This is a genomic window from Tardiphaga sp. (assembly GCF_044336785.1).
Classification (GTDB): Bacteria; Pseudomonadota; Alphaproteobacteria; order Rhizobiales; family Xanthobacteraceae; genus Tardiphaga.
The window spans coordinates 39,866-58,332 of sequence record NZ_JBIIOT010000007.1 but is presented as its reverse complement, the minus strand read 5'-3'; the positions used below and the strand labels follow the sequence as shown (position 1 = coordinate 58,332).

The 18,467-nt window shown below is 62.6% G+C and carries 17 protein-coding genes and 1 tRNA gene; 8 read left to right on the top strand and 10 right to left on the bottom strand.

The window, feature by feature from the left end; genetic code table 11:
* Positions 1-159: 159 nt before the first annotated feature.
* The 5 genes from ACIQ2A_RS03795 (at position 160) to ACIQ2A_RS03775 (ending at position 6,019) form a co-directional block, all read left to right on the top strand.
* Positions 160-405: an acyl carrier protein gene (locus tag ACIQ2A_RS03795; RefSeq protein WP_398475914.1), complete on the top strand. Its 246-nt coding sequence runs from the start codon at positions 160-162 to the stop codon at positions 403-405.
* A gap of 67 nt (positions 406-472) precedes the next feature.
* Positions 473-1,618 carry an acyl-CoA dehydrogenase family protein gene (locus tag ACIQ2A_RS03790; RefSeq protein WP_398475989.1) on the top strand — a complete coding sequence of 382 codons (1,146 nt, stop codon included), beginning with the start codon at positions 473-475 and terminating at the stop codon, positions 1,616-1,618.
* Positions 1,619-1,623: 5 nt separating this feature from the next.
* Positions 1,624-2,553, top strand: coding sequence for an amino acid--[acyl-carrier-protein] ligase (locus tag ACIQ2A_RS03785; RefSeq protein WP_398475912.1), 930 nt, complete (start codon positions 1,624-1,626; stop codon positions 2,551-2,553).
* A 3-nt stretch (positions 2,554-2,556) separates the two neighbouring features.
* Complete coding sequence (locus ACIQ2A_RS03780; protein ID WP_398475910.1) at positions 2,557-3,552, top strand: DUF1839 family protein; 996 nt, start codon at positions 2,557-2,559, stop codon at positions 3,550-3,552.
* A gap of 13 nt (positions 3,553-3,565) precedes the next feature.
* A complete protein-coding gene (locus tag ACIQ2A_RS03775) occupies positions 3,566-6,019 on the top strand; it encodes a glycosyl hydrolase 2 galactose-binding domain-containing protein (protein ID WP_398475907.1) in 2,454 nt (817 codons plus the stop codon).
* Between the two features lie 131 nt (positions 6,020-6,150).
* Here the strand turns inward: ACIQ2A_RS03775 and ACIQ2A_RS03770 are convergent.
* A tRNA-Leu gene (locus ACIQ2A_RS03770) sits at positions 6,151-6,237 on the bottom strand.
* Positions 6,238-6,398: 161 nt separating this feature from the next.
* Here ACIQ2A_RS03770 and ACIQ2A_RS03765 point away from each other — a divergent pair.
* Entirely contained in the window at positions 6,399-7,367 is a 969-nt protein-coding gene (locus tag ACIQ2A_RS03765; RefSeq protein WP_398475905.1) for a complex I NDUFA9 subunit family protein, read from the top strand.
* Positions 7,368-7,521: 154 nt separating this feature from the next.
* On the opposite strand, the gene ACIQ2A_RS03760 is transcribed toward ACIQ2A_RS03765, so the two are convergent.
* The 8 genes from ACIQ2A_RS03760 to dnaK form a co-directional block, all read right to left on the bottom strand.
* Positions 7,522-8,142, bottom strand: a complete 621-nt coding sequence (locus tag ACIQ2A_RS03760) for a 2,3-bisphosphoglycerate-dependent phosphoglycerate mutase (RefSeq protein WP_398475903.1) — start codon at positions 8,140-8,142, stop codon at positions 7,522-7,524.
* Between the two features lie 24 nt (positions 8,143-8,166).
* A complete protein-coding gene (gene dapB / locus ACIQ2A_RS03755) occupies positions 8,167-8,982 on the bottom strand; it encodes a 4-hydroxy-tetrahydrodipicolinate reductase (RefSeq protein ID WP_398475901.1) in 816 nt (271 codons plus the stop codon).
* A gap of 104 nt (positions 8,983-9,086) precedes the next feature.
* Positions 9,087-9,392 carry a DUF1330 domain-containing protein gene (locus ACIQ2A_RS03750; protein ID WP_398475899.1) on the bottom strand — a complete coding sequence of 102 codons (306 nt, stop codon included), beginning with the start codon at positions 9,390-9,392 and terminating at the stop codon, positions 9,087-9,089.
* A gap of 125 nt (positions 9,393-9,517) precedes the next feature.
* A complete protein-coding gene (pyrF, locus tag ACIQ2A_RS03745) occupies positions 9,518-10,234 on the bottom strand; it encodes an orotidine-5'-phosphate decarboxylase (RefSeq protein ID WP_398475897.1) in 717 nt (238 codons plus the stop codon).
* Positions 10,235-10,241: 7 nt separating this feature from the next.
* A complete protein-coding gene (locus tag ACIQ2A_RS03740) occupies positions 10,242-10,820 on the bottom strand; it encodes an NADPH-dependent FMN reductase (RefSeq protein ID WP_398475894.1) in 579 nt (192 codons plus the stop codon).
* 152 nt (positions 10,821-10,972) lie between these two features.
* Positions 10,973-11,575, bottom strand: coding sequence for a class I SAM-dependent methyltransferase (locus tag ACIQ2A_RS03735; protein ID WP_398475892.1), 603 nt, complete (start codon positions 11,573-11,575; stop codon positions 10,973-10,975).
* 93 nt (positions 11,576-11,668) lie between these two features.
* Positions 11,669-12,814: a molecular chaperone DnaJ gene (dnaJ, locus tag ACIQ2A_RS03730; protein ID WP_398475890.1), complete on the bottom strand. Its 1,146-nt coding sequence runs from the start codon at positions 12,812-12,814 to the stop codon at positions 11,669-11,671.
* 160 nt (positions 12,815-12,974) lie between these two features.
* Positions 12,975-14,873 carry a molecular chaperone DnaK gene (gene dnaK / locus ACIQ2A_RS03725; RefSeq protein WP_398475887.1) on the bottom strand — a complete coding sequence of 633 codons (1,899 nt, stop codon included), beginning with the start codon at positions 14,871-14,873 and terminating at the stop codon, positions 12,975-12,977.
* Between the two features lie 364 nt (positions 14,874-15,237).
* Here dnaK and ACIQ2A_RS03720 point away from each other — a divergent pair, with 364 nt between their 5' ends.
* Positions 15,238-16,176, top strand: coding sequence for a hypothetical protein (locus ACIQ2A_RS03720; RefSeq protein WP_398475885.1), 939 nt, complete (start codon positions 15,238-15,240; stop codon positions 16,174-16,176).
* Between the two features lie 68 nt (positions 16,177-16,244).
* Positions 16,245-16,961, top strand: a complete 717-nt coding sequence (gene pncA / locus ACIQ2A_RS03715; RefSeq protein ID WP_398475883.1) for a bifunctional nicotinamidase/pyrazinamidase — start codon at positions 16,245-16,247, stop codon at positions 16,959-16,961.
* On the opposite strand, the gene ACIQ2A_RS03710 is transcribed toward pncA, so the two are convergent.
* Entirely contained in the window at positions 16,950-18,461 is a 1,512-nt protein-coding gene (locus ACIQ2A_RS03710; protein ID WP_398475881.1) for a hypothetical protein, read from the bottom strand. The two genes, pncA and ACIQ2A_RS03710, sit on opposite strands and share 12 nt — an antisense overlap.
* Between the last annotated feature and the right edge of the window lie 6 nt (positions 18,462-18,467).

The following is an 18,467-nucleotide window of genomic DNA, read 5'->3' as shown; positions in this document are numbered from 1 at the left end:
AAGATCAAATCTTCAATGCATTAGGCTTTACGCCGAAACGACCTGTTGTTCGGGATCCCATTTACGACTCCCGCGCCATTTATCTGATATCAGCGAACTAACCTTGTGACGCTTCCCGCTACAGAAGCCGCCCATTGCTTAATATTTCTGGAGGAATGAATGCGTGATCGCGTGCGTACCATTGTCGCATCGATGAATCTGGTCCCCGTTCCAGTCGAAGGTTTGACCGATGAGGACAACCTGTTCGATGCCGGCATGACATCGTTCGGCTCGGTTCAGCTGATGCTGAGGATCGAGGAAGATTTCGACATCGAATTCCCCAACGCGCTGTTGACCCGCAAGACATTCGCGACTTTGGGCGGATTGATCGCCGCCGTCGAGCAGCTCGTCGCGCAGAAAGCCTGAACTCATGACATCGAGCACGGTGAAGCAGGGCGTTGACGCGACGAATGCCGCGCCGTGGCGCGATGTGATGCGGAAGATCGCGACCGACGTGGCCGCCCGGCATGCTGCGCATGCGGACCAGACCGCGACATTTCCCAAGCAAACATTCGAGGCTCTGCGCGACAAGGGCATGCTCGGCCTGATGGTGCCGAAAAGCTTCGGCGGCCAGGAGCTCAGCCTGCGCCAGATCGCCGATCTCTGCGCCATTCTCGCAGGCGCCTGCGGCGCCAGCGGCATGATCTACGCCATGCATCAGATCAAGCTTTCTAGCCTGGTCGCCCATGGCATGGAGACCGACTATCACCGCGCATTGATGCGCGATGTGGCGAGCAAGCAGCTGCTGCTTGCGTCATCGACCACGGAAGCCGGCATCGGCGGCGATATGCGCGTGTCCAATTGCGCGATCGAAACCGATGGCGATCGGGTGTCGCTGACCAAGCAGGCGACTGTGCTGTCCTACGCTTTGGAAGCCGACATCATTCTCGCCACGGCGCGCCGTCATCCCAGCTCGGCCGGCTCCGATCAGGTACTGATCGCGCTGCGACGTGACGATTACCAGCTCGAACGTATCTCCGAGTGGAATACACTTGGCATGCGCGGCACCTGCTCGGAAGGTTTTGTCCTGACGGCAAAGGCTGGCACCGATCAGATCTTCCCAAAGCCGTTCCACGAGATCGCCGTGCAATCCATGCTGGCCACCGCCCATGTGTTGTGGGGCAGCGTCTGGTTCGGCATCGCCAGCGATGCGTTGGCGCGCGCCCATGCGTCGGTGCGGGCAACGGCACGGCGTGTGCCGGCCGATTTCGCAGGACCGCTGCCCGGCGCACCGCGATTGGCCGAGGCGACCGCGAAATTGCAGGCGTTCAAGGCTACGCTGGTCGCCCATATCGAGCGCTTCGAGACGGCGAAGCGCGACGATGACGATCTGAACTCGAATAACTTCACGGTCGAGATGAACAATCTCAAGGTCATGGCCTCGAACATGGCCGTCGATGTCGTCCGTGAAGCGCTGCTGGTGACCGGCATTGCCGGCTATCGCAATGACGGCCCCTTTTCGGTCGGTCGCCATCTCAGGGATGTGCTGTCGGCGCCGCTGATGGTGGCCAATGATCGCATTCTCGCCAACACCGCCGGCCTGGTGGTCGCGAGCCGATTTGACTCAGGTCTGGAGTGAGAGTGATGAACGCGCCTGCCAAAGCCGTGCAAAGCCCCGAAGCCTTCCTCGATTCCTTGTTCGACGAATCGATCCTGATCAAGACTGGCGTCGATGGCCTCTATGGCCGCGCCGGCGTGTTCGAGGAAGTGATCGATCGGTTCGAGGACGCCGTGACGAAAATGGCGGTCGGCGATAAAGCCACGCGGATTCATTTTCCGCCGGGCATGCCGCGCAAGAATCTCGAAAAGGCGGGCTACCTCAAGAGCTTTCCGCAACTCGCCGGCTGCGTCCATTCCTTCATGGGCGACAATGCCGACCACGCAAAACTCGTCGGCATGATCGAGAAGGGCGAAGACTGGACCGAGATGCAGGACGCGACGGAAGTCGCGCTGACACCCGCGGCCTGCTATCCGCTCTATCCCACGGTGGCGGCTGCAGGCCCGGTGCCCGATGGCGGCAAGCTGTTCGATCTGAAATCCTACTGCTTCCGCCATGAGCCCTCGAAAGATCCGGGCCGCATGCAGCTGTTCCGGATGCGCGAATTCGTCCGCATCGGCACGGCCGATGATGTTATCGCCTTCCGCGCCACCTGGCTGGAGCGCGGCGAACAGCTCATCAAGTCGCTGGGCCTGCCCTGCGTCATCGATCTCGCCAACGACCCGTTCTTCGGCCGTCCCGGCCGTATGCTGGCGGCGAACCAGCGCGAACAGGGTTTGAAGTTCGAACTGCTGATCCCGGTCGCCAGCGATGACAATCCGACGGCGTGCCTGTCGTTCAACTATCACCAGAACCATTTTGGCACGCTGTGGGGCATGCAATTCGCCGATGGCGAAGCCGTGCATTCCGCCTGCGTCGGCTTCGGCCTGGAGCGAACGGCACTTGCGCTGTTCCGCCATCACGGCACCAAGGTCGAAGCCTGGCCCGATGATGTCCGCCGCGTGCTGTGGGGCTGAGCATTGCCGATCGCATGTGCCATTGATGGTCTCGATCCCGCCCATTACGCGCGGCATGCGCTGCATGATCCCGCGCGGAACTGGCCCGAGACCAATTGCTATGTCGATCTCCTGATCGAGGTGCTGCACCAGCGCGGGCACGATCCCCGCGCGGCGCTGGCTTTCACCGTGGCGCAGGATTACGAGGGCGACCAGTTCACTTTCTTCAAGTATCCAGCGGCCGATCTCGCGCGTCTCTACGGTGTCGAGATCCTGGAGCTTTCGATCTTCGATGAGCTGGAAGAGCATGTGCGTGTGCAATTGACGCGCGGCCGCGTGCCGATGATCGAGGTCGATTCCTACTATCTGCCGGACACCCGCGGCATCACCTATCGCCACAGCCACGGTAAGACGACCATCGGCGTCAATGTGTTGGACTCAACCAGTCGCCGGCTCGATTACTTCCACAATGCCGGCTATTTTCGCCTCGAAGGCGAGGATTTTGACGCGCTAATGCGAACGCCGCGCGACAACGGCGCGCCACTGTTTCCCTATGTCGAATTCATCAAATTCGGTCCGGCACCATCAGCCCAGACGCAGGTCGAGATATCCCGCATGCTGCTGGCACATCATCTGCGTCGCCGCCCATCGCAGAATCCGTTCACGGCATGGGGAGATACGATCGGCGCCGACATCGCCAAACTGATGGGCCGGCCTCCCGAATGGTTTCATATCTACGCCTTCAACACCTTGCGTCAGGCCGGTGCGAATTTTGAACTGCTCGCGACCTATTTGGCTTGGCTGCAGGAGCATGTTGCCGACCCGGCGCTTGAACGCGCAAGGATCGCGGCGGAAGCCATCGCCGGCGGCACCAAGATGATGCAATTCCAGTTCGCCCGCGCCTCCGCCCGCGGCAAGGTGCCCGACGTGACGGGCGCCATCCACCAGTTGGCGAGCGACTACGACATCGCTCTCGACAGCCTCACGGATGCTTTCGCCGCACGCGGCGCTGCGGTGTGATATCTCTCAAGCCATGACCGACATCCGCACCATGACGGGGCGCCATGTTCAGCCGCTAGACAGCGGCTGGGAATTGGCGCTGTCGCCCGCGCAGGCATGGCAGGAGCCCGGCGCGCTAGGTGGTGCCGTCTGGTTGCCGGCGATCGTCCCTGGCACAGCCACTGGCGCATTGCGGGCTCTCGGCCAATGGAGTTTCGACGAGCCGCAGCCGCTCCACGACAGGGATGTCTGGTATCGCCTGAAGATCAGCGGACACGGCGAGCGCAAGCTACGCTTCGAGGGGCTCGCGACATTCGCTGAAGTCTTTCTCGACGGCGCATCGATCCTCGCCGCCAGCTCGATGTTCGAGTCTTATGAGGCCGACATCGTCCTCGACGGCGAGCATTGGCTGCATATCGTCTTCCGGAGTCTTCACCACGTGCTCGCAGCGACCAAAGGCCCGCGCGCACGCTGGAAGACCATGATGATCGCGGAACCAAAACTGCGATTCCTGCGCACCACGTTGATCGGCCATATGCCCGGCTGGTGCCCGCCGGTGGATGTGGTCGGCCCCTATCGATCCGTGCTGCTGATCGACGAGGGAGCGGTGCGCGCCAGCGCCATCGATCTGCGCAGCCGCCTCGACGACACCGACGGCGTGCTGACGCTCGCACTCGATCTGTCGGGCGTGCCTGAAGGCGTCACACCGATCCTGCACTGCGCCGGATCACAGACGCCGCTCACTGGGACGACACACTGGCAAGGCACGCTCCGCATCCCCGATGTGGATCTGTGGTGGCCGCACACCCATGGCAAGCCAACGCTCCATGCCGCGAGCATTACCATCGGCGACGCACGCATCGATCTCGGCGAAGTCGGATTTCGCCGCATCGACATCGATCGCGGACGCGACGGAAACGGATTCACGCTTCATGTGAACGGCGTCCGTGTCTTCTGCCGCGGCGCAAGCTGGACGCCCATCGACGTGGTTGGCCTGCAAGCCTCCGAAGCCGACTACGCGCGCGATCTCGGCCTGCTGCAGAGCGCCGGCCTCAACATGCTCCGCCTCAGCGGCACCATGCTCTACGAGACGCCGGAGTTTCACCGCCAGTGCGACCGGTTCGGCATCATGGTCTGGCAGGACATCATGATGGCCAATTTCGATTATCCGTCGGATCAGGCTTTTGCCGATGTCATCCGCAGCGAAGTCACGACTCTCATTCGCCGCCTGGGCGCATCGCCGTCATTGGCGATTGTGTGCAGCGGCAGCGAAGTCGCCCAGCAGGCCGCGATGATGGGTCTGCCGCGCCAGACGCGTGACGTGCCCCTGGCGGACACCGTCATTCCCGAAGTCTTGGCTGATTGGTCCGACGTCATCTATGTGCCAGGCTCGCCATCCGGCGGCGCGCTGGCTTTCGTGAATGACGCCGGCCCCTCGCATTATTTCGGCGTCGGCGCCTATATGCGCCCACTCGACGACGCCCGCCGCGCCAATGTGCGCTTCGCCTCCGAATGTCTCGCTTTCGCCAATCTGCCGGACGAGCGCCACTTCATCGATCATTCCGTCGATCCCGTCGCCAATCCCGACCGCTGGCTCAAAGGCGTGCCGCGCGATGGCGGCGCCTCCTGGGATTTTGACGATGTGCGCGAGCATTATCTCCAGGCGCTCTGGCATGAAGACGGGCGCAGCCTGCGCCACAGCGATCCCCCACGCTGGCGCCGACTCTCGCGTGCGATTGCAGCCGAAGTGATCGAACGCACCATGGACGAATGGCGCCGCCCGGCCTCCATCACCGCCGGAGCGCTGCTGTGGCTCTTGCGTGACCTCGAACCCGGCGCCGGCTGGGGCCTGCTGGATTCCGACAGCCGTCCGAAGTCGACCTTCTACGCGCTTCGCCGCGCATCACTACCGCTGCGCCTGTCGATATCAGATGAAGGCACCAACGGGCTCCATCTGCACGTCGTCAACGACACGCCACAGCCCGTCACCGGCCAGCTGAATTTGCGCTGCCTGAAAGACGGCAAGATCCCGGTGATCGAAGCCTCGCGCGACGTGGCCATCGCGCCGCATGGCGGTCTCTCCATCAGCTCCTTCGACCTCCTCGATCGCTTCTTCGACGCCGGCCACTGCTACCGCTTCGGCCCCGCCCCGCATGACACCGTGCATGCGAGCTTCACCGCAGCGAACGCCGATCAGCCGCAAGAGGCCTTCCATTTTCTGAGTCCCCCGACGTCAGTTCTCGATCACACGATCGAAGCCGCACTCGGCGAAGACGCCGCCGGCTTCTTCCTGGATCTGCAGACGTCAGCAACGACGCGCTTTATCGAAATCGCCGACGACGCATTCTTGCCCGACGACAATTATTTCCATCTGACACCCGGCCATCGCAAAATCGTGCGGCTGGCACCGCCACAACATTCGGCCAGCGATCTGCGCCCATCAGGCCGTGTCTCGGCGCTCACGCTGAAAGGCGATGTCCCATACTGAGGGGCTTATTCGGGGTGTTTCATGGACGTGCCACGACAAAGATCATGTGTGCCACCCGCGTGTACCAAGCGGCACCGCCGAGATCGATGATCCCGTTTATGTCCTTGTAAACCAATGGTTTAAAGGGGGTGTGGTGCCCAGGAAAGGACTCGAACCTTCACGGCCGTTAAGCCACTGGCACCTGAAGCCAGCGCGTCTACCAATTCCGCCACCTGGGCACGTGCGAGGCACGTGGCGCGGTGTGTAGGGGGCCGTTACGCACTTGTCAAATTGCTTTGTGCAATTCCTTTCCGCTGTACAGGCCAAGCGCGTTGGCGTATCGCGAAACGGTCTAAACTGCCGCCTTTTCACTGCCCTATCCACGCAAGGAACTGACCCCATGGCTGCCCCCCTCGACACCCTCGTGACGGTTTTCGGCGGATCCGGCTTTGTGGGTCGTCACGTCGTCCGCGCGCTGGCCAAGCGCGATTACCGGATTCGTGTCGCGGTGCGCCGTCCGGAGCTCGCAGGCTACCTGCAGCCGCTCGGCCGCGTCGGCCAGGTGCACACCGTGCAGGCCAATATCCGCAATCCCGCCTCCATCAAGGCCGCCATGCGCGATGCATCGATCGTGGTGAATCTGGTCGGCATCCTGGCCGAAGGCGGCAAGCAGAGCTTTGATGCCGTGCAGGCCGAAGGCGCCGGCGCCATCGCGCAGGCCGCGGCGGAGATCGGCGCCCGCCTGGTGCATGTCTCGGCCATCGGCGCCGACGCCAATTCCGAATCGGCCTATGGCCGCGCCAAGGCTGCCGGCGAGGCGAATGTGCTGGCTGCCGTGCCGCAGGCCTCGATCCTGCGTCCATCGCTGGTGTTCGGTCCGGAAGACAGCCTGACCAACCGCTTTGCCTCGCTGGCCCGCATGGCGCCTGTGATGCCGGTGTTCGGCGCCGAGACGAAGATGCAGCCGGTATTCGTCGGCGATGTCGCCGAAGCCGTGGCCGATGCGGCCGAGGGCAAGACCAAGCCGGGCGCCGTCTATGAACTGGGCGGGCCGGAAGTGCTGACTATGCAGGAAATCGTCGCCATCGTGCTCAAGACCATCGAGCGCGAGCGCATGATCCTGCCGGTGCCGATGGGCATCGCCAAGCTGAAGTCGTATGTCCTGCAATTCGCGCCCGGCGACTTCAAGCTGACGCCGGATCAAGTGGCGATGCTGAAGGTCGATAATGTCGTCTCGGACGCCGCCAAGGCTGCCGGCCTGACACTAGAGGGGCTGGGCATCGCGCCGGATTCGCTGGAAGCCGTGGCGCCGCAATATCTCTGGCGTTTTCGTGCCACCGGCCAGTTCGCGCATAACGGCGCGAACTAACCTCCGCTATCGACTGCCCCTCATGGTGAGGAGCGCGCCACTCGGCGCGCGTCTCGAACCATGAGCTGGCCTGGCGCGGAGACCGCCGCCATCCTGCGAGACGCCGCGCTTTGCGCGGCTCCTCAGGATGAGGGCGGAGTTTGGGAGCGCCCCCTTACGCGAGATCGAGCTTCGATTCCACCGTCGCATCCGCCTTGAGGCGATAGATGATCGGTGCGCCGGTGCCGAGTTCGCGGGCCAGAATCCCTTCGGGCGACAGTTTTTCCAGCACCATGATCAGCGCGCGCAGCGAATTGCCATGTGCGGCCACCAGCGTGCGCTCGCCACGGAGCACGCCGGGCAGGATCTCCTGCACATAGTAAGGCAGGGTGCGGGCCAGCGTGTCCTTCAGGCTCTCGCCGCCGGGCGGCGGCACGTCATAGGACCGGCGCCAGATATGGACCTGCTCCTCGCCCCACTTCTCGCGGGCATCGTCCTTGTTGAGGCCGGAGAGATCGCCGTAATCGCGCTCGTTCAGCGCGAGGTTCTTGGTCACCGGAATGCCGGTCTGGCCCATTTCCTCCAGCGCAAGACGCAGCGTGTGCTGGGCACGGGTCAGGTCTGACGTGAAGGCGCGGTCGAAAGTGAGGCCCTGGGCCTTCAGCTTGCGGCCGGCTTCCTTGGCTTCCGTGACGCCCTTCTCGGTGAGATCCGGGTCTTTCCAGCCGGTGAACAGGTTCTTCAGATTCCATTCGCTCTGGCCATGGCGGACGAGAACGAGAAGGCGGTCGGTCATCGCAGATTCCTATCCAGTTTGTTCTTACTTCTCACCAAGGCCGAGCACGTCGGCCATCGAATAATGTCCGGGCGGCTTGCCATGCGCCCACATGGCGGCCTTCAGCGCACCATGGGCGAAGATCATGCGGTCCTCGGCCTTGTGCACGAGTTCGATCCGCTCATGAGGGCCGGCGAAGATCACCGTGTGCTCACCGGCCACGGTGCCGCCACGCAGCGAGGCGAATCCGATATCGCCGGCCTTGCGCGCACCCGTGATGCCATCGCGGCCGCGGGCCGAATGCGTATCGAGCGACACCTTGCGGCCGTCGGCCGCGGCCTGGCCGAGCATGAAGGCGGTGCCCGACGGCGCGTCGATCTTGGCCTTGTGGTGCATCTCGAGCACTTCGATATCGAAACCGTCGTCAAGCGACTGGGCGACGCGCTTGACCAGAGCAGCCAAGAGATTGACGCCCAAGCTCATATTGCCGGACTGCACCACGATGGCCTGCTTGGTGACGCTCTTGATGACAGCATCATCCGACGCCGAGAGGCCCGTGGTGCCGATCACATGCACGATGCCACGCTGGGCTGCGATGGCGACATTGGCGATAGTCGCGGCCGGTACCGTGAAATCGAGGATGCCATCGGCTTCCTTCGAGATGGTCCACAGATCGGCCGAGAGTTTGACGCCGTTTTCCGGCAGGCCGGCGAGAATGCCGGCATCCTGGCCGATCAGTTCCGAGGTCGGCGCCTCCAGCGCACCGGCGAGCACGGCACCGGGCGTGTCATGGATGGTGCGGATCAGCGCGCGGCCCATACGGCCGCCGGCGCCGGCAACGATCAATCTCATATCGGACATCTGGCGTTCCTTCGTATCTCAGGCGGTATAGCGGCGCGTGCTGCCCACGGCAACACGCGCGCGTCTCGCGAAATCCCCAGATACCAATCGAATCAAAGAGATGCTTAAGCGGGTTGCGGCCCGTCATAGCCTTCGATGATCACGAGGTCGCTCTCGCCATGCGGTTTGCGCATCTCGACGAGGCGCTGGTATTCCGGCGAATTGTAGCAGGCGAGCGCCGTCGCGTAGTCAGCGAATTCGAGTACGACATTGCGCGTGCGCGAGGTGCCTTCCTTGGCCTCGAACTGGCCACCGCGGACGACGAACTTCGCGCCGAATTTGGCGAAGACCGGGCCGTTCTCGGCGACATATTGCTTATAGCCGTCCATGTTGTGCACATCGACGCGCGCGATCCAGTAGGCCTTTGGCATTGGTCTCTCCCTTTTCTTGACTCAGTCCCTCATGGTGAGGAGGCGCGAAGCGCCGTCTCGAACCATGAGCTTGTGAAACTCTGACGCCCGTGGCCATCCTTCGAGACGCGCGCGATGCGCGCTCCTCAGGATGAGGGGCGGAGTGAAGTTTCGATCTCGGCGACAATCGCTTCCGCTGCAGCTTTTGGATCAGCCGCCGCAAGAATCGGCCGTCCCACCACCAGATAATCCGAACCTGCACCGATCGCCTTCGCGGGCGTCATCACACGCTTCTGGTCGCCGATGTCGGCACCGGCGGGACGTACGCCCGGCGTCACAAGCATCATCTCCGGCTTGATCAGCTTGCGCAAATTGCCGGCTTCTTCGGGCGAACAGACAAGACCGTCGATGCCAAGTGCCTGCGCCTGTTGCGCGCGCGTCGTCACAAGATCGCTGACGCCGAGCTGATAGCCGGCGGCTTTGAGATCTTCATTATCGTAGGACGTCAGCACCGTGACCGCGAGAATGCGCAGGTCGGAGCCTTTGCTGGCATTTGCCGCGGCCTGCATGGTCTGCGGATAAGCATGAACCGTGAGGAACGTCGCGCCGAGCTTGGCAACGCTCTCCACACCACGCGCAACGGTGTTGCCGATGTCATGCATCTTCAGATCGGCAAACACCTTCTTGCCGGCATCCGCGAGCTTACGCACCAGGGGCAGGCCACCGGCATAACCGAGCTGATAGCCGATCTTGTAGAACGTCACGCTGTCGCCGAGCCGTTCGATCATCGCTTCGGCGGATGCCACATCCGGCACGTCGAGGGCGACGATCAGGCGGTCGCGAGGATCGATAATGGCGGTCATGTCAGGCTCACTTCATCTGCTGGGCGACATCGATCAATTGCCGCACCATGGATTGCATCGCCGCGATATCGGCGGGGTGTTTGAGACGGTCCATCTCGTCATAGGCGTCGTCAGCATGCGATAGCGCCAGCTGGCTCGGAATCACCAGCGCGCGGCATGCCGAGAGCACCAGCCGCAGCGCCTCAAGACAGCGCGTGCCGCCGAGACGACCATTCGATGCGGCAGCGATGGCGAAGGCACGGCCACGAAACACATGGCCCCTTGCCTCTTGCCCGTCCGTCACGCGCGATACCCAGTCGATGGTATTTTTCACCAATGGCGGCAGCGAGGAATTGTATTCGGGGGTCACGATCAGCACGCCGTGATGCGATGCGATCATGCGCTTGAGGTTCAGCGCGTGTTTCGGCACGCCGGATGACGCTTCGAGATCCCCGTCATAAATCGGCAACGGAAAATCGCCGAGCGAGATGCGGGTGACCTCGGCATCGGCACGCACCAGCTCATCGACGGCAGCAGCGGCCAGCTTCGCATTAAGCGAGCCGGTGCGCAGAGAGCCGGGAATGACGAGAATCTTGGGTGTGGGCATGGGTCAGGTCGTCACTCTCTTGTCGTCCCCGCGCAGGCGAGGACCCATAGACACTGGAGAGATCATTGGATGCCGTAGCATCGGCCTTCGCGCTTAGCCAGACTGTCAGAGGCCATGGGTCCCCGCCTGCGCGGGGACGACGAGCTCTAGCCTCAGCCCTTGCGGTACACCCAGACGCGGGCCGGCGGAAGGTTCATCCAGATCCGCTCGGAGGCTTCCGTGGACACACCGGGCAGCGACTTCGGGATCGGCGGCGCCACTGAATAGGTGAACTGCACGAAGGGCGCGCTGGGCGCGAGGGCCGCAAACGCATCGCGGATCAGCTTCAGGCGCGTCAGCATCGGTTTTGTCACAAGCGGCAGGCCGGAGACGACGGCAGCAGCCGGCTCTTTCAGCACGTCCCACAGCGTGTCACGCAGCGTATAGGCATCGCCTTGCACAACGGTCGCTTGCGGATAGCGCTCACGCAGCAGGGCACAGAATGTCGGATTGAATTCGACGAGCACCAGACGCTTCTGATCGATGCCATGCGCCACGAGCGCCGTGGTGATCGCGCCGGTGCCGGGCCCAAGTTCGATGACCGGACCGGTCCCCTTGGGATCGACATATTGCGCCATTGTGCGCGCCAACGCTTTGCCGGACGGCATCACGGCGCCCATATGCAGCGGCTTGTCGATCCATGAACGGATGAAGCGGACTTCGTCATCGAGACGAAGCGGCTTTTTCAACGGACGCGCGGACGATTGCAGAGGCATTGTGCTTCCAAGCAGACCGCGGAACGTGCGGGACGTCAGAATTTCGTCATAAAGGGGTATCGTCAACCGTAGAAACGGTCAAGCATTCTAACGTCAGGACGCGTTGCGTGTTCCGAAGAAGTCCTTGACCTTGGTGAAGAATCCCGCTGCTTCTGGTTGCGTTGCACCAGACGAAAGCTTCTCGAATTCACTGAGAAGTTCTTGCTGCTTCTTGGTCAGGTTCTGCGGCGTTTCAACCACGACCTGCACATACATGTCGCCGGACTGACGCGAGCGCAGCACAGGCATGCCCTTGCCGCCAACGCGGAAGCGACGCCCGGATTGCGTGCCGGACGGCACCTTCACCTTGTTGCGGTTGCCATCGATGGTCGGCACTTCGAATTCGCCGCCGAGTGCTGCCGTCACCATGGAGATCGGCACGCGACAATGCAGATCGGCGCCATCGCGCTGGAAAAAATCATGCGAGGCGAGCGACAGGAAGATGTAGAGGTCGCCCGCGGGACCGCCGCGCGTGCCGGCTTCGCCTTCATTGGCGAGGCGGATGCGGGTGCCATCCTCGACGCCGGCGGGAATGTTGACGGACAGCGAGCGCTCGCGCTCGACACGGCCGGCGCCGGAGCAGCTCGGGCACGGGTCCTCGATCATCTGGCCGCGGCCGTGGCAGCTCGGGCAGGTGCGCTCCAGCGTGAAGAAGCCCTGGGCCTGACGCACACGGCCCTGGCCGGCGCAGGTCGAACAGGTCTTTGGCTTGGTGCCAGCCTTGGCGCCGGTGCCGGAGCAGGCTTCGCAGGTAACGGCGACAGGAATTTCGATCTGCGCTGTCTTGCCGGAGAAGGCTTCCTCCAGCGTGATTTCCATATTGTAGCGCAGGTCGGCGCCACGCTCGCGACCGCCGCTGCGGCCACCGCCACCGCGCTGCCCGGCCATGCCGAACAGGTCTTCAAAGATGTCTGAGAAGGACGAGGCAAAGCCGGAGCCGAAGCCCGGACCACCGCCGCCACCATGCCCCTGCTCAAAGGCGGCATGGCCGAAACGGTCATAGGCGGCGCGCTTGTCGCCGTCCTTGAGAACGTCATAGGCCTCGGCGATTTCCTTGAACTTCACTTCGGCGGCGGCATCGCCCGGGTTCTTGTCCGGGTGCCACTTCATCGCAAGCTTGCGGAACGAGGTCTTGAGCGTCGCGTCATTCGCGGTGCGCTCGACTTCCAGCGTCTCGTAGTAACATTGCTTGGTGGACATTCGTCAGATCCGCCCGAAATCCCAGGTCGCCGCATCATCATGATGCGATATATGCCGATGCAAAGGCTATGCTAGCCGCACCGACCTTACAAAAAATGACCCCCATCCATCGTCAGCTGCCTTGTGCTGCTGTGGATGAGGGTCATGATTTTGCTCGTGATCAGGCCGACTTCTTCGGCTTGTCGTCGTCGACTTCCGTGAACTCGGCGTCCACGATGTCGTCCTTGGCCGCATCGCGCTTGGCGTCGGCTTCGGCCTGCTGGGTGTACATCGCCTCGCCGAGCTTCATGGAAGCCTGGGCCAGCGTGTTGGTCTTGGTCTTGATCGCCTCTGCGTCGTCGCCCTTCAGCGCTTCCTTCAGATCGGCCATGGCGTCTTCAATGGCCTTGCGTTCGTCTTCGCCGACCTTGTCGCCATGCTCGGCAATCGCCTTCTCGGTCGAATGCACCAGCGCATCGCCATGGTTCTTGGCGTCCACGGCCTCACGACGCTTCTTGTCGTCGGCCGCATTGGCTTCGGCGTCCTTGACCATCTTGTCGATGTCGGCTTCCGACAGACCACCAGATGCCTGAATGCGGATCTGCTGTTCCTTGTTGGTCGCCTTGTCCTTGGCCGAGACGTTGACGATGCCGTTGGCGTCGATATCGAAGGTCACCTCGACCTGCGGCATGCCGCGCGGCGCCGGCGGAATGCCCATCAGGTCGAACTGGCCGAGCGGCTTGTTGTCCGCAGCCATTTCGCGCTCGCCCTGGAAGACCCGGATGGTGACCGCATTCTGATTGTCTTCGGCGGTCGAGAACACCTGGCTCTTCTTGGTCGGGATCGTGGTGTTGCGATCGATGATGCGGGTGAACACGCCACCCAGCGTCTCGATGCCCAGCGACAGCGGGGTGACGTCGAGCAGCAGCACGTCCTTGACGTCGCCCTGCAGAACGCCGGCCTGGATGGCGGCGCCGATGGCCACGACTTCGTCCGGATTGACGCCCTTGTGGGGCTCCTTGCCGAAGAACTGCTTCACGACTTCCTGGATCTTCGGCATGCGGATCATGCCGCCGACCAGCACCACTTCGCCGATTTCACCGGCGGTGAGGCCGGCATCCTTCAGCGCCTTGCGGCAGGGCTCGATGGTCTTCTGCACGAGATCATCCACCAGCGCTTCGAACTTGGCGCGGGTCAGCTTCAGGGTCAGATGCTTCGGACCTGAGGCATCGGCCGTGATGAAGGGCAGGTTGATTTCGGTCTGGGTGGTGGACGACAGCTCGATCTTGGCCTTTTCAGCGGCTTCCTTCAGGCGCTGCAGGGCCAGCTTGTCGTTGCGCAGGTCAATGCCCTGCTCCTTCTTGAACTCGTCGGCGAGGTAGCCGACCAGACGCATGTCGAAGTCTTCACCGCCGAGGAAGGTGTCGCCATTGGTCGACTTCACCTCGAACACGCCATCGCCGATCTCGAGAATCGAGACGTCGAAGGTGCCGCCGCCGAGGTCGTACACCGCAATGGTGCCGGACTTGGACTTGTCGAGGCCATAGGCCAGCGCGGCAGCGGTCGGCTCGTTGATGATGCGGAGCACTTCGAGGCCGGCGATCTTGCCGGCATCCTTGGTGGCCTGACGCTGGGCGTCATTGAAGTAAGCGGGAACCGTGATGACAGCCTGATCGACCGTCTGGCCGAGATGGGCTTCAGCGGTTTCCTTCATCTTCTGCAGGGTGAAGGCGGAGATCTGTGAGGGCGAATAGGTCTTGCCGTCGACTTCGACCCATGCGTCGCCATTGCCACCCTTGGCAATCTTGTAGGGGACGAGCTTCTTGTCCTTTTCAACGGTCGGATCGTCGTAGCGGCGGCCGATGAGGCGCTTCACTGCGAAAATCGTACGCTCGGGATTGGTCACCGCCTGGCGCTTGGCCGGCTGGCCGACGAGGCGCTCGCCATCATCGGTGAAAGCGACGATCGACGGCGTCGTCCGCATACCTTCTGCGTTCTCGATCACCTTCGGCGTTTTGCCGTCCATGACGGCCACGCAGGAATTCGTCGTACCGAGGTCGATACCGATGACCTTTCCCATGCTCTCACTTCCTTCTTTTTGCGGCAGGTTGGCCGGGCCCAACGGGCGCCCCGCTCAAACCCCCAAATCAATCACATGCTCGCGATATTGCGACGCTCAGCGTCATATAGGAGGGGGCTAGGTTGCCGCAAGGCATCCCATCGCGGCTTAGGCGCGGAAATCATAGGGTATTCGGGAAATTAATTAACTCTGAATGCGTGGTCGGAAACTGACAACGCGGCGGATCGGCGCGGGACCTTGCGGGAACGGATTTGTGCCTTGATCTGTTGCTGGAACAGGGCAACCTAAGCCCGTTTCGGCTGGCTGGCCGCTCTGGCCGCCCCGTCCGTCGCCCCGCCGCAACACCGAACCAAGTAAGAGCCTGATGAGACACCTCGCGCCCCTGTTCGCCCTGACTGTGTTGCTGGCCGCTTATTCCCCGGCCTCCGCGGCCGATCCCATCTATCCGCCCGGGGTCCGCATCGGGGTGACCCCGTCGGTGGGGCTGGAGCCGTCCAAGACCTTTACGGGATTCCAGACCTCGGATCAGGGCGTGAAAATGCTGATGACCGAATTGCCGGCCAGTGCCTTCACCGAGGTCGAGACGGCGTTCAGGACCAATCCGGCCAGCATGACGCTCAAGCCGGAGACCATCGAGACCGGCGCCGGCCAGGCCTTCTACACCGTCGAGCCCACCAAGGACGCCGCCGGCATTCCCGTGCGTCGCTACTCGATGATCATCAATGGCGGCACCTTCTCGGGCTATGTCGCAGTGCAAGTTCCTGAAAACGCGCAGAAAATCTATACCGACGATGCCGTCCGGCAGATGTTTGCCAGCGTCACCGTGCGCAAGGAAGTGCCCCTCGACGAGCAGCTCGGCATGATGCCGTTCAAGATTTCGGAGCTCAGCGCCTTCAAGACTGTCCGTACGCTGGCGCCGGGTGCCGCGATTCTCTTGGCGGATTCCGCCGACGAGAATGCCATCGAGCAGGGCCCGTTCATGATCCTCGGCAGCGTCGGCTCGGCGCCCGATCGGCCCGATGACCGCGGCCGTTTCGCCCAGCAGGCGGCCGCCCAGATCCCCGGCCTGCGCGACGCGCGCATCACGCTGTCCGAGCCACAGCGGATTGATGGTGCCCCGGGCTACGAGACCCGGATCGACGCCATCAGCGGCAAGGGCAACACGCCGGTGACCGTGGTGCAGTGGCTGCGCTTCGGCTCGGGCAAGACCGCCATGCGCATCATTGCCAGCGCCCCGCGCGATGACTGGTCGAAAGCCTTCCCGCGCTTCCGTGCCGTCCGCGACGGTATCGAGCCGCGCTGACTCAACCGAAAGCTTTACGGCGATCTCCCGACCTGATTTGCTGGCGCATTCCGGCGGGAGATGTTGCGATGTTTGATCGACGTCAGCTTCTTGTGGGATTTGGTGCGATGACTGCAGCCAGCATGATGCCCAACGCGCTCGAAGCTGCCGGCAAAGTGACCGCCGACCGCAATTCTGTGCTGCTCGTGGTGGACGTGCAGAACTGCTTCCTGCCCGGTGGCAGCCTGGCGGTGAAAGATGGCGACAAGGTCGTGCCCGTCATCAATGCCATCGCCAAGAAATTCACGCATGTGGTGCTGACCCAGGACTGGCATACGCCCGGCCATATCTCATTCGCCTCCAGTCACGGCGGCAAGAAGCCGTTCGACACCACCGACGTGGCTTATGGCAAGCAGGTTTTGTGGCCCGACCATTGCGTCATGGGCACCGAAGGCGCGGCGCTGTCGAAAGATCTGGCTATCCCGCACGCTCAGCTCGTTCTGCGCAAAGGCTACGAGAAGGCGGTCGATAGCTATTCGGCGTTCACCGAAGCGGATGGCAAGACCACGACCGGCCTTGCCGGCTATCTGAAAGCGCGCAAACTGCAACGCATCTTCATAGCCGGGCTGGCCACCGATTTCTGCGTGGCGTGGTCGGCATTGGACGCACGCAAGGCAGGGTTCGAGACCTATGTGATCGAGGACGCCTGTCGTGGCATCGATACGCAGGGCTCACTCGCCAAGGCGTGGAGCGATATGACCAAAGCCGGCGTGAAGCGCATCAAATCCGGCGATCTAGCTGCCTGACGCCTTCCGCGTGAAAATCCCGACTTTGTTGACGGTATCGACCAGCTCGAAATCCGTCAGCAGAGCGGCGACATCCGGGTGTGCCTTCAGCCAGTCGCTGCCATGGCCGGTGAGGTCATCCACGATCAGGATCGTCGGCGGCATATGGCGGATGTCCGCGATCAATCTTTCACGCTCGCGTTGCACATAGCGTTGAAGCATATAGTCCCGCGCCTGATCCAGCATGCCATCGCGGCGCATGACATTCAGATAGGTGTCGATCCAGAGCCCCTGCTGGCGCGACACCCAGGTGCCGCCGATGGCGCGGGTGAGTGGATGACCAATCCCTGGCTCAGCCGTGATCGCGAGAACAGCCGGATCTTTCTGGCCAAGCTGCGCGACTCGCTGCTGCAGCGGCAACGCATCGAAAGATGTGTCGAACCACAGCATCGAACGGACGAACAGCGCGAGCAGCAACAGACTGCCCCCAAGCCGCCAGATGCGCGATGCGCCGGTCTCCGAGGTCAATGCATAGCCAAGAGCAAACAGAGCCAGCGCGATCGCGGGATAGGATTGATACGGCCAGCCTTTACCCTGCAACATGAAAGCCACGGCGAAGGCGGCCGAGGTCGCCATCAGGAGAGTTAGCGACGGCGATAGCCGATGCCTGCGATGCAAGGCGACGATCGCGAGCAAGGCAATGGCCCAGAGTGAGACGGCAGGCTTTTCCAGCAGCGCCATCAAGGGCGGTTTGACCGGCACATAGACGTCGCGCAGCAGCGGCAGAATGTCGGTGAAGAATTGCGGCCAGAGGGTCGCTGTGACGATCACATAAAGAAGACCGGCAACCGCCGCCGCAACGTGTTCAGGCAAAAGCAGCACGCGCCATGACGTGCGCGTCACGCTGCCCACGACCGCAAGGGGGACATAAACGGCCAAAGCGAAATGCGGCTTGAATGCCAAGGTTACTGCCGCGCCGAATCCCGCCGCGACCGCCAGCCATCGCGGCGGCACGCCGCCCGTGATGCGGTCGATCAGCGTCGCCAGAAAAGGGAGCAAAGCGATCAGCGCTATATGTTCGCGCTGACCAAAAGTGTGGGTCGGCAGAATCGCCAGAGCGGCGAAGGCCAACAGCAGAAGCACCCAACCACGCGCGCCAGTGAAACCAGCATGTCGCCGCAGCAGAAGCGTGCAAAAGGTGAGCGATGCGAGAATGCCAAGGAAGACCAGCGCATCGACAATGGTTTCTGCGGCAAGTCCGGTCATGCGCGACAGGACGATGGCCGGCAAATACGCCAGCACGGACATCGGCGGATTGGTTTCAAGCACGTCGGTATAAAGGCGGCCACCATTGAGCACGCGTTCGCCGGCCGTGAGCAGCCAGCTCACATCCGTATTGGCCGCCAGCACTTGCCGAAGCCAGATCGCGGCGGCGAACAGGCCTGCCAATGCAAGCCAGCCGACCAGCGAGCGTCGCGCGCCCGACATCGCAGGCGTGCCGGCTTCGAGATTCATGGTCATTGCGAT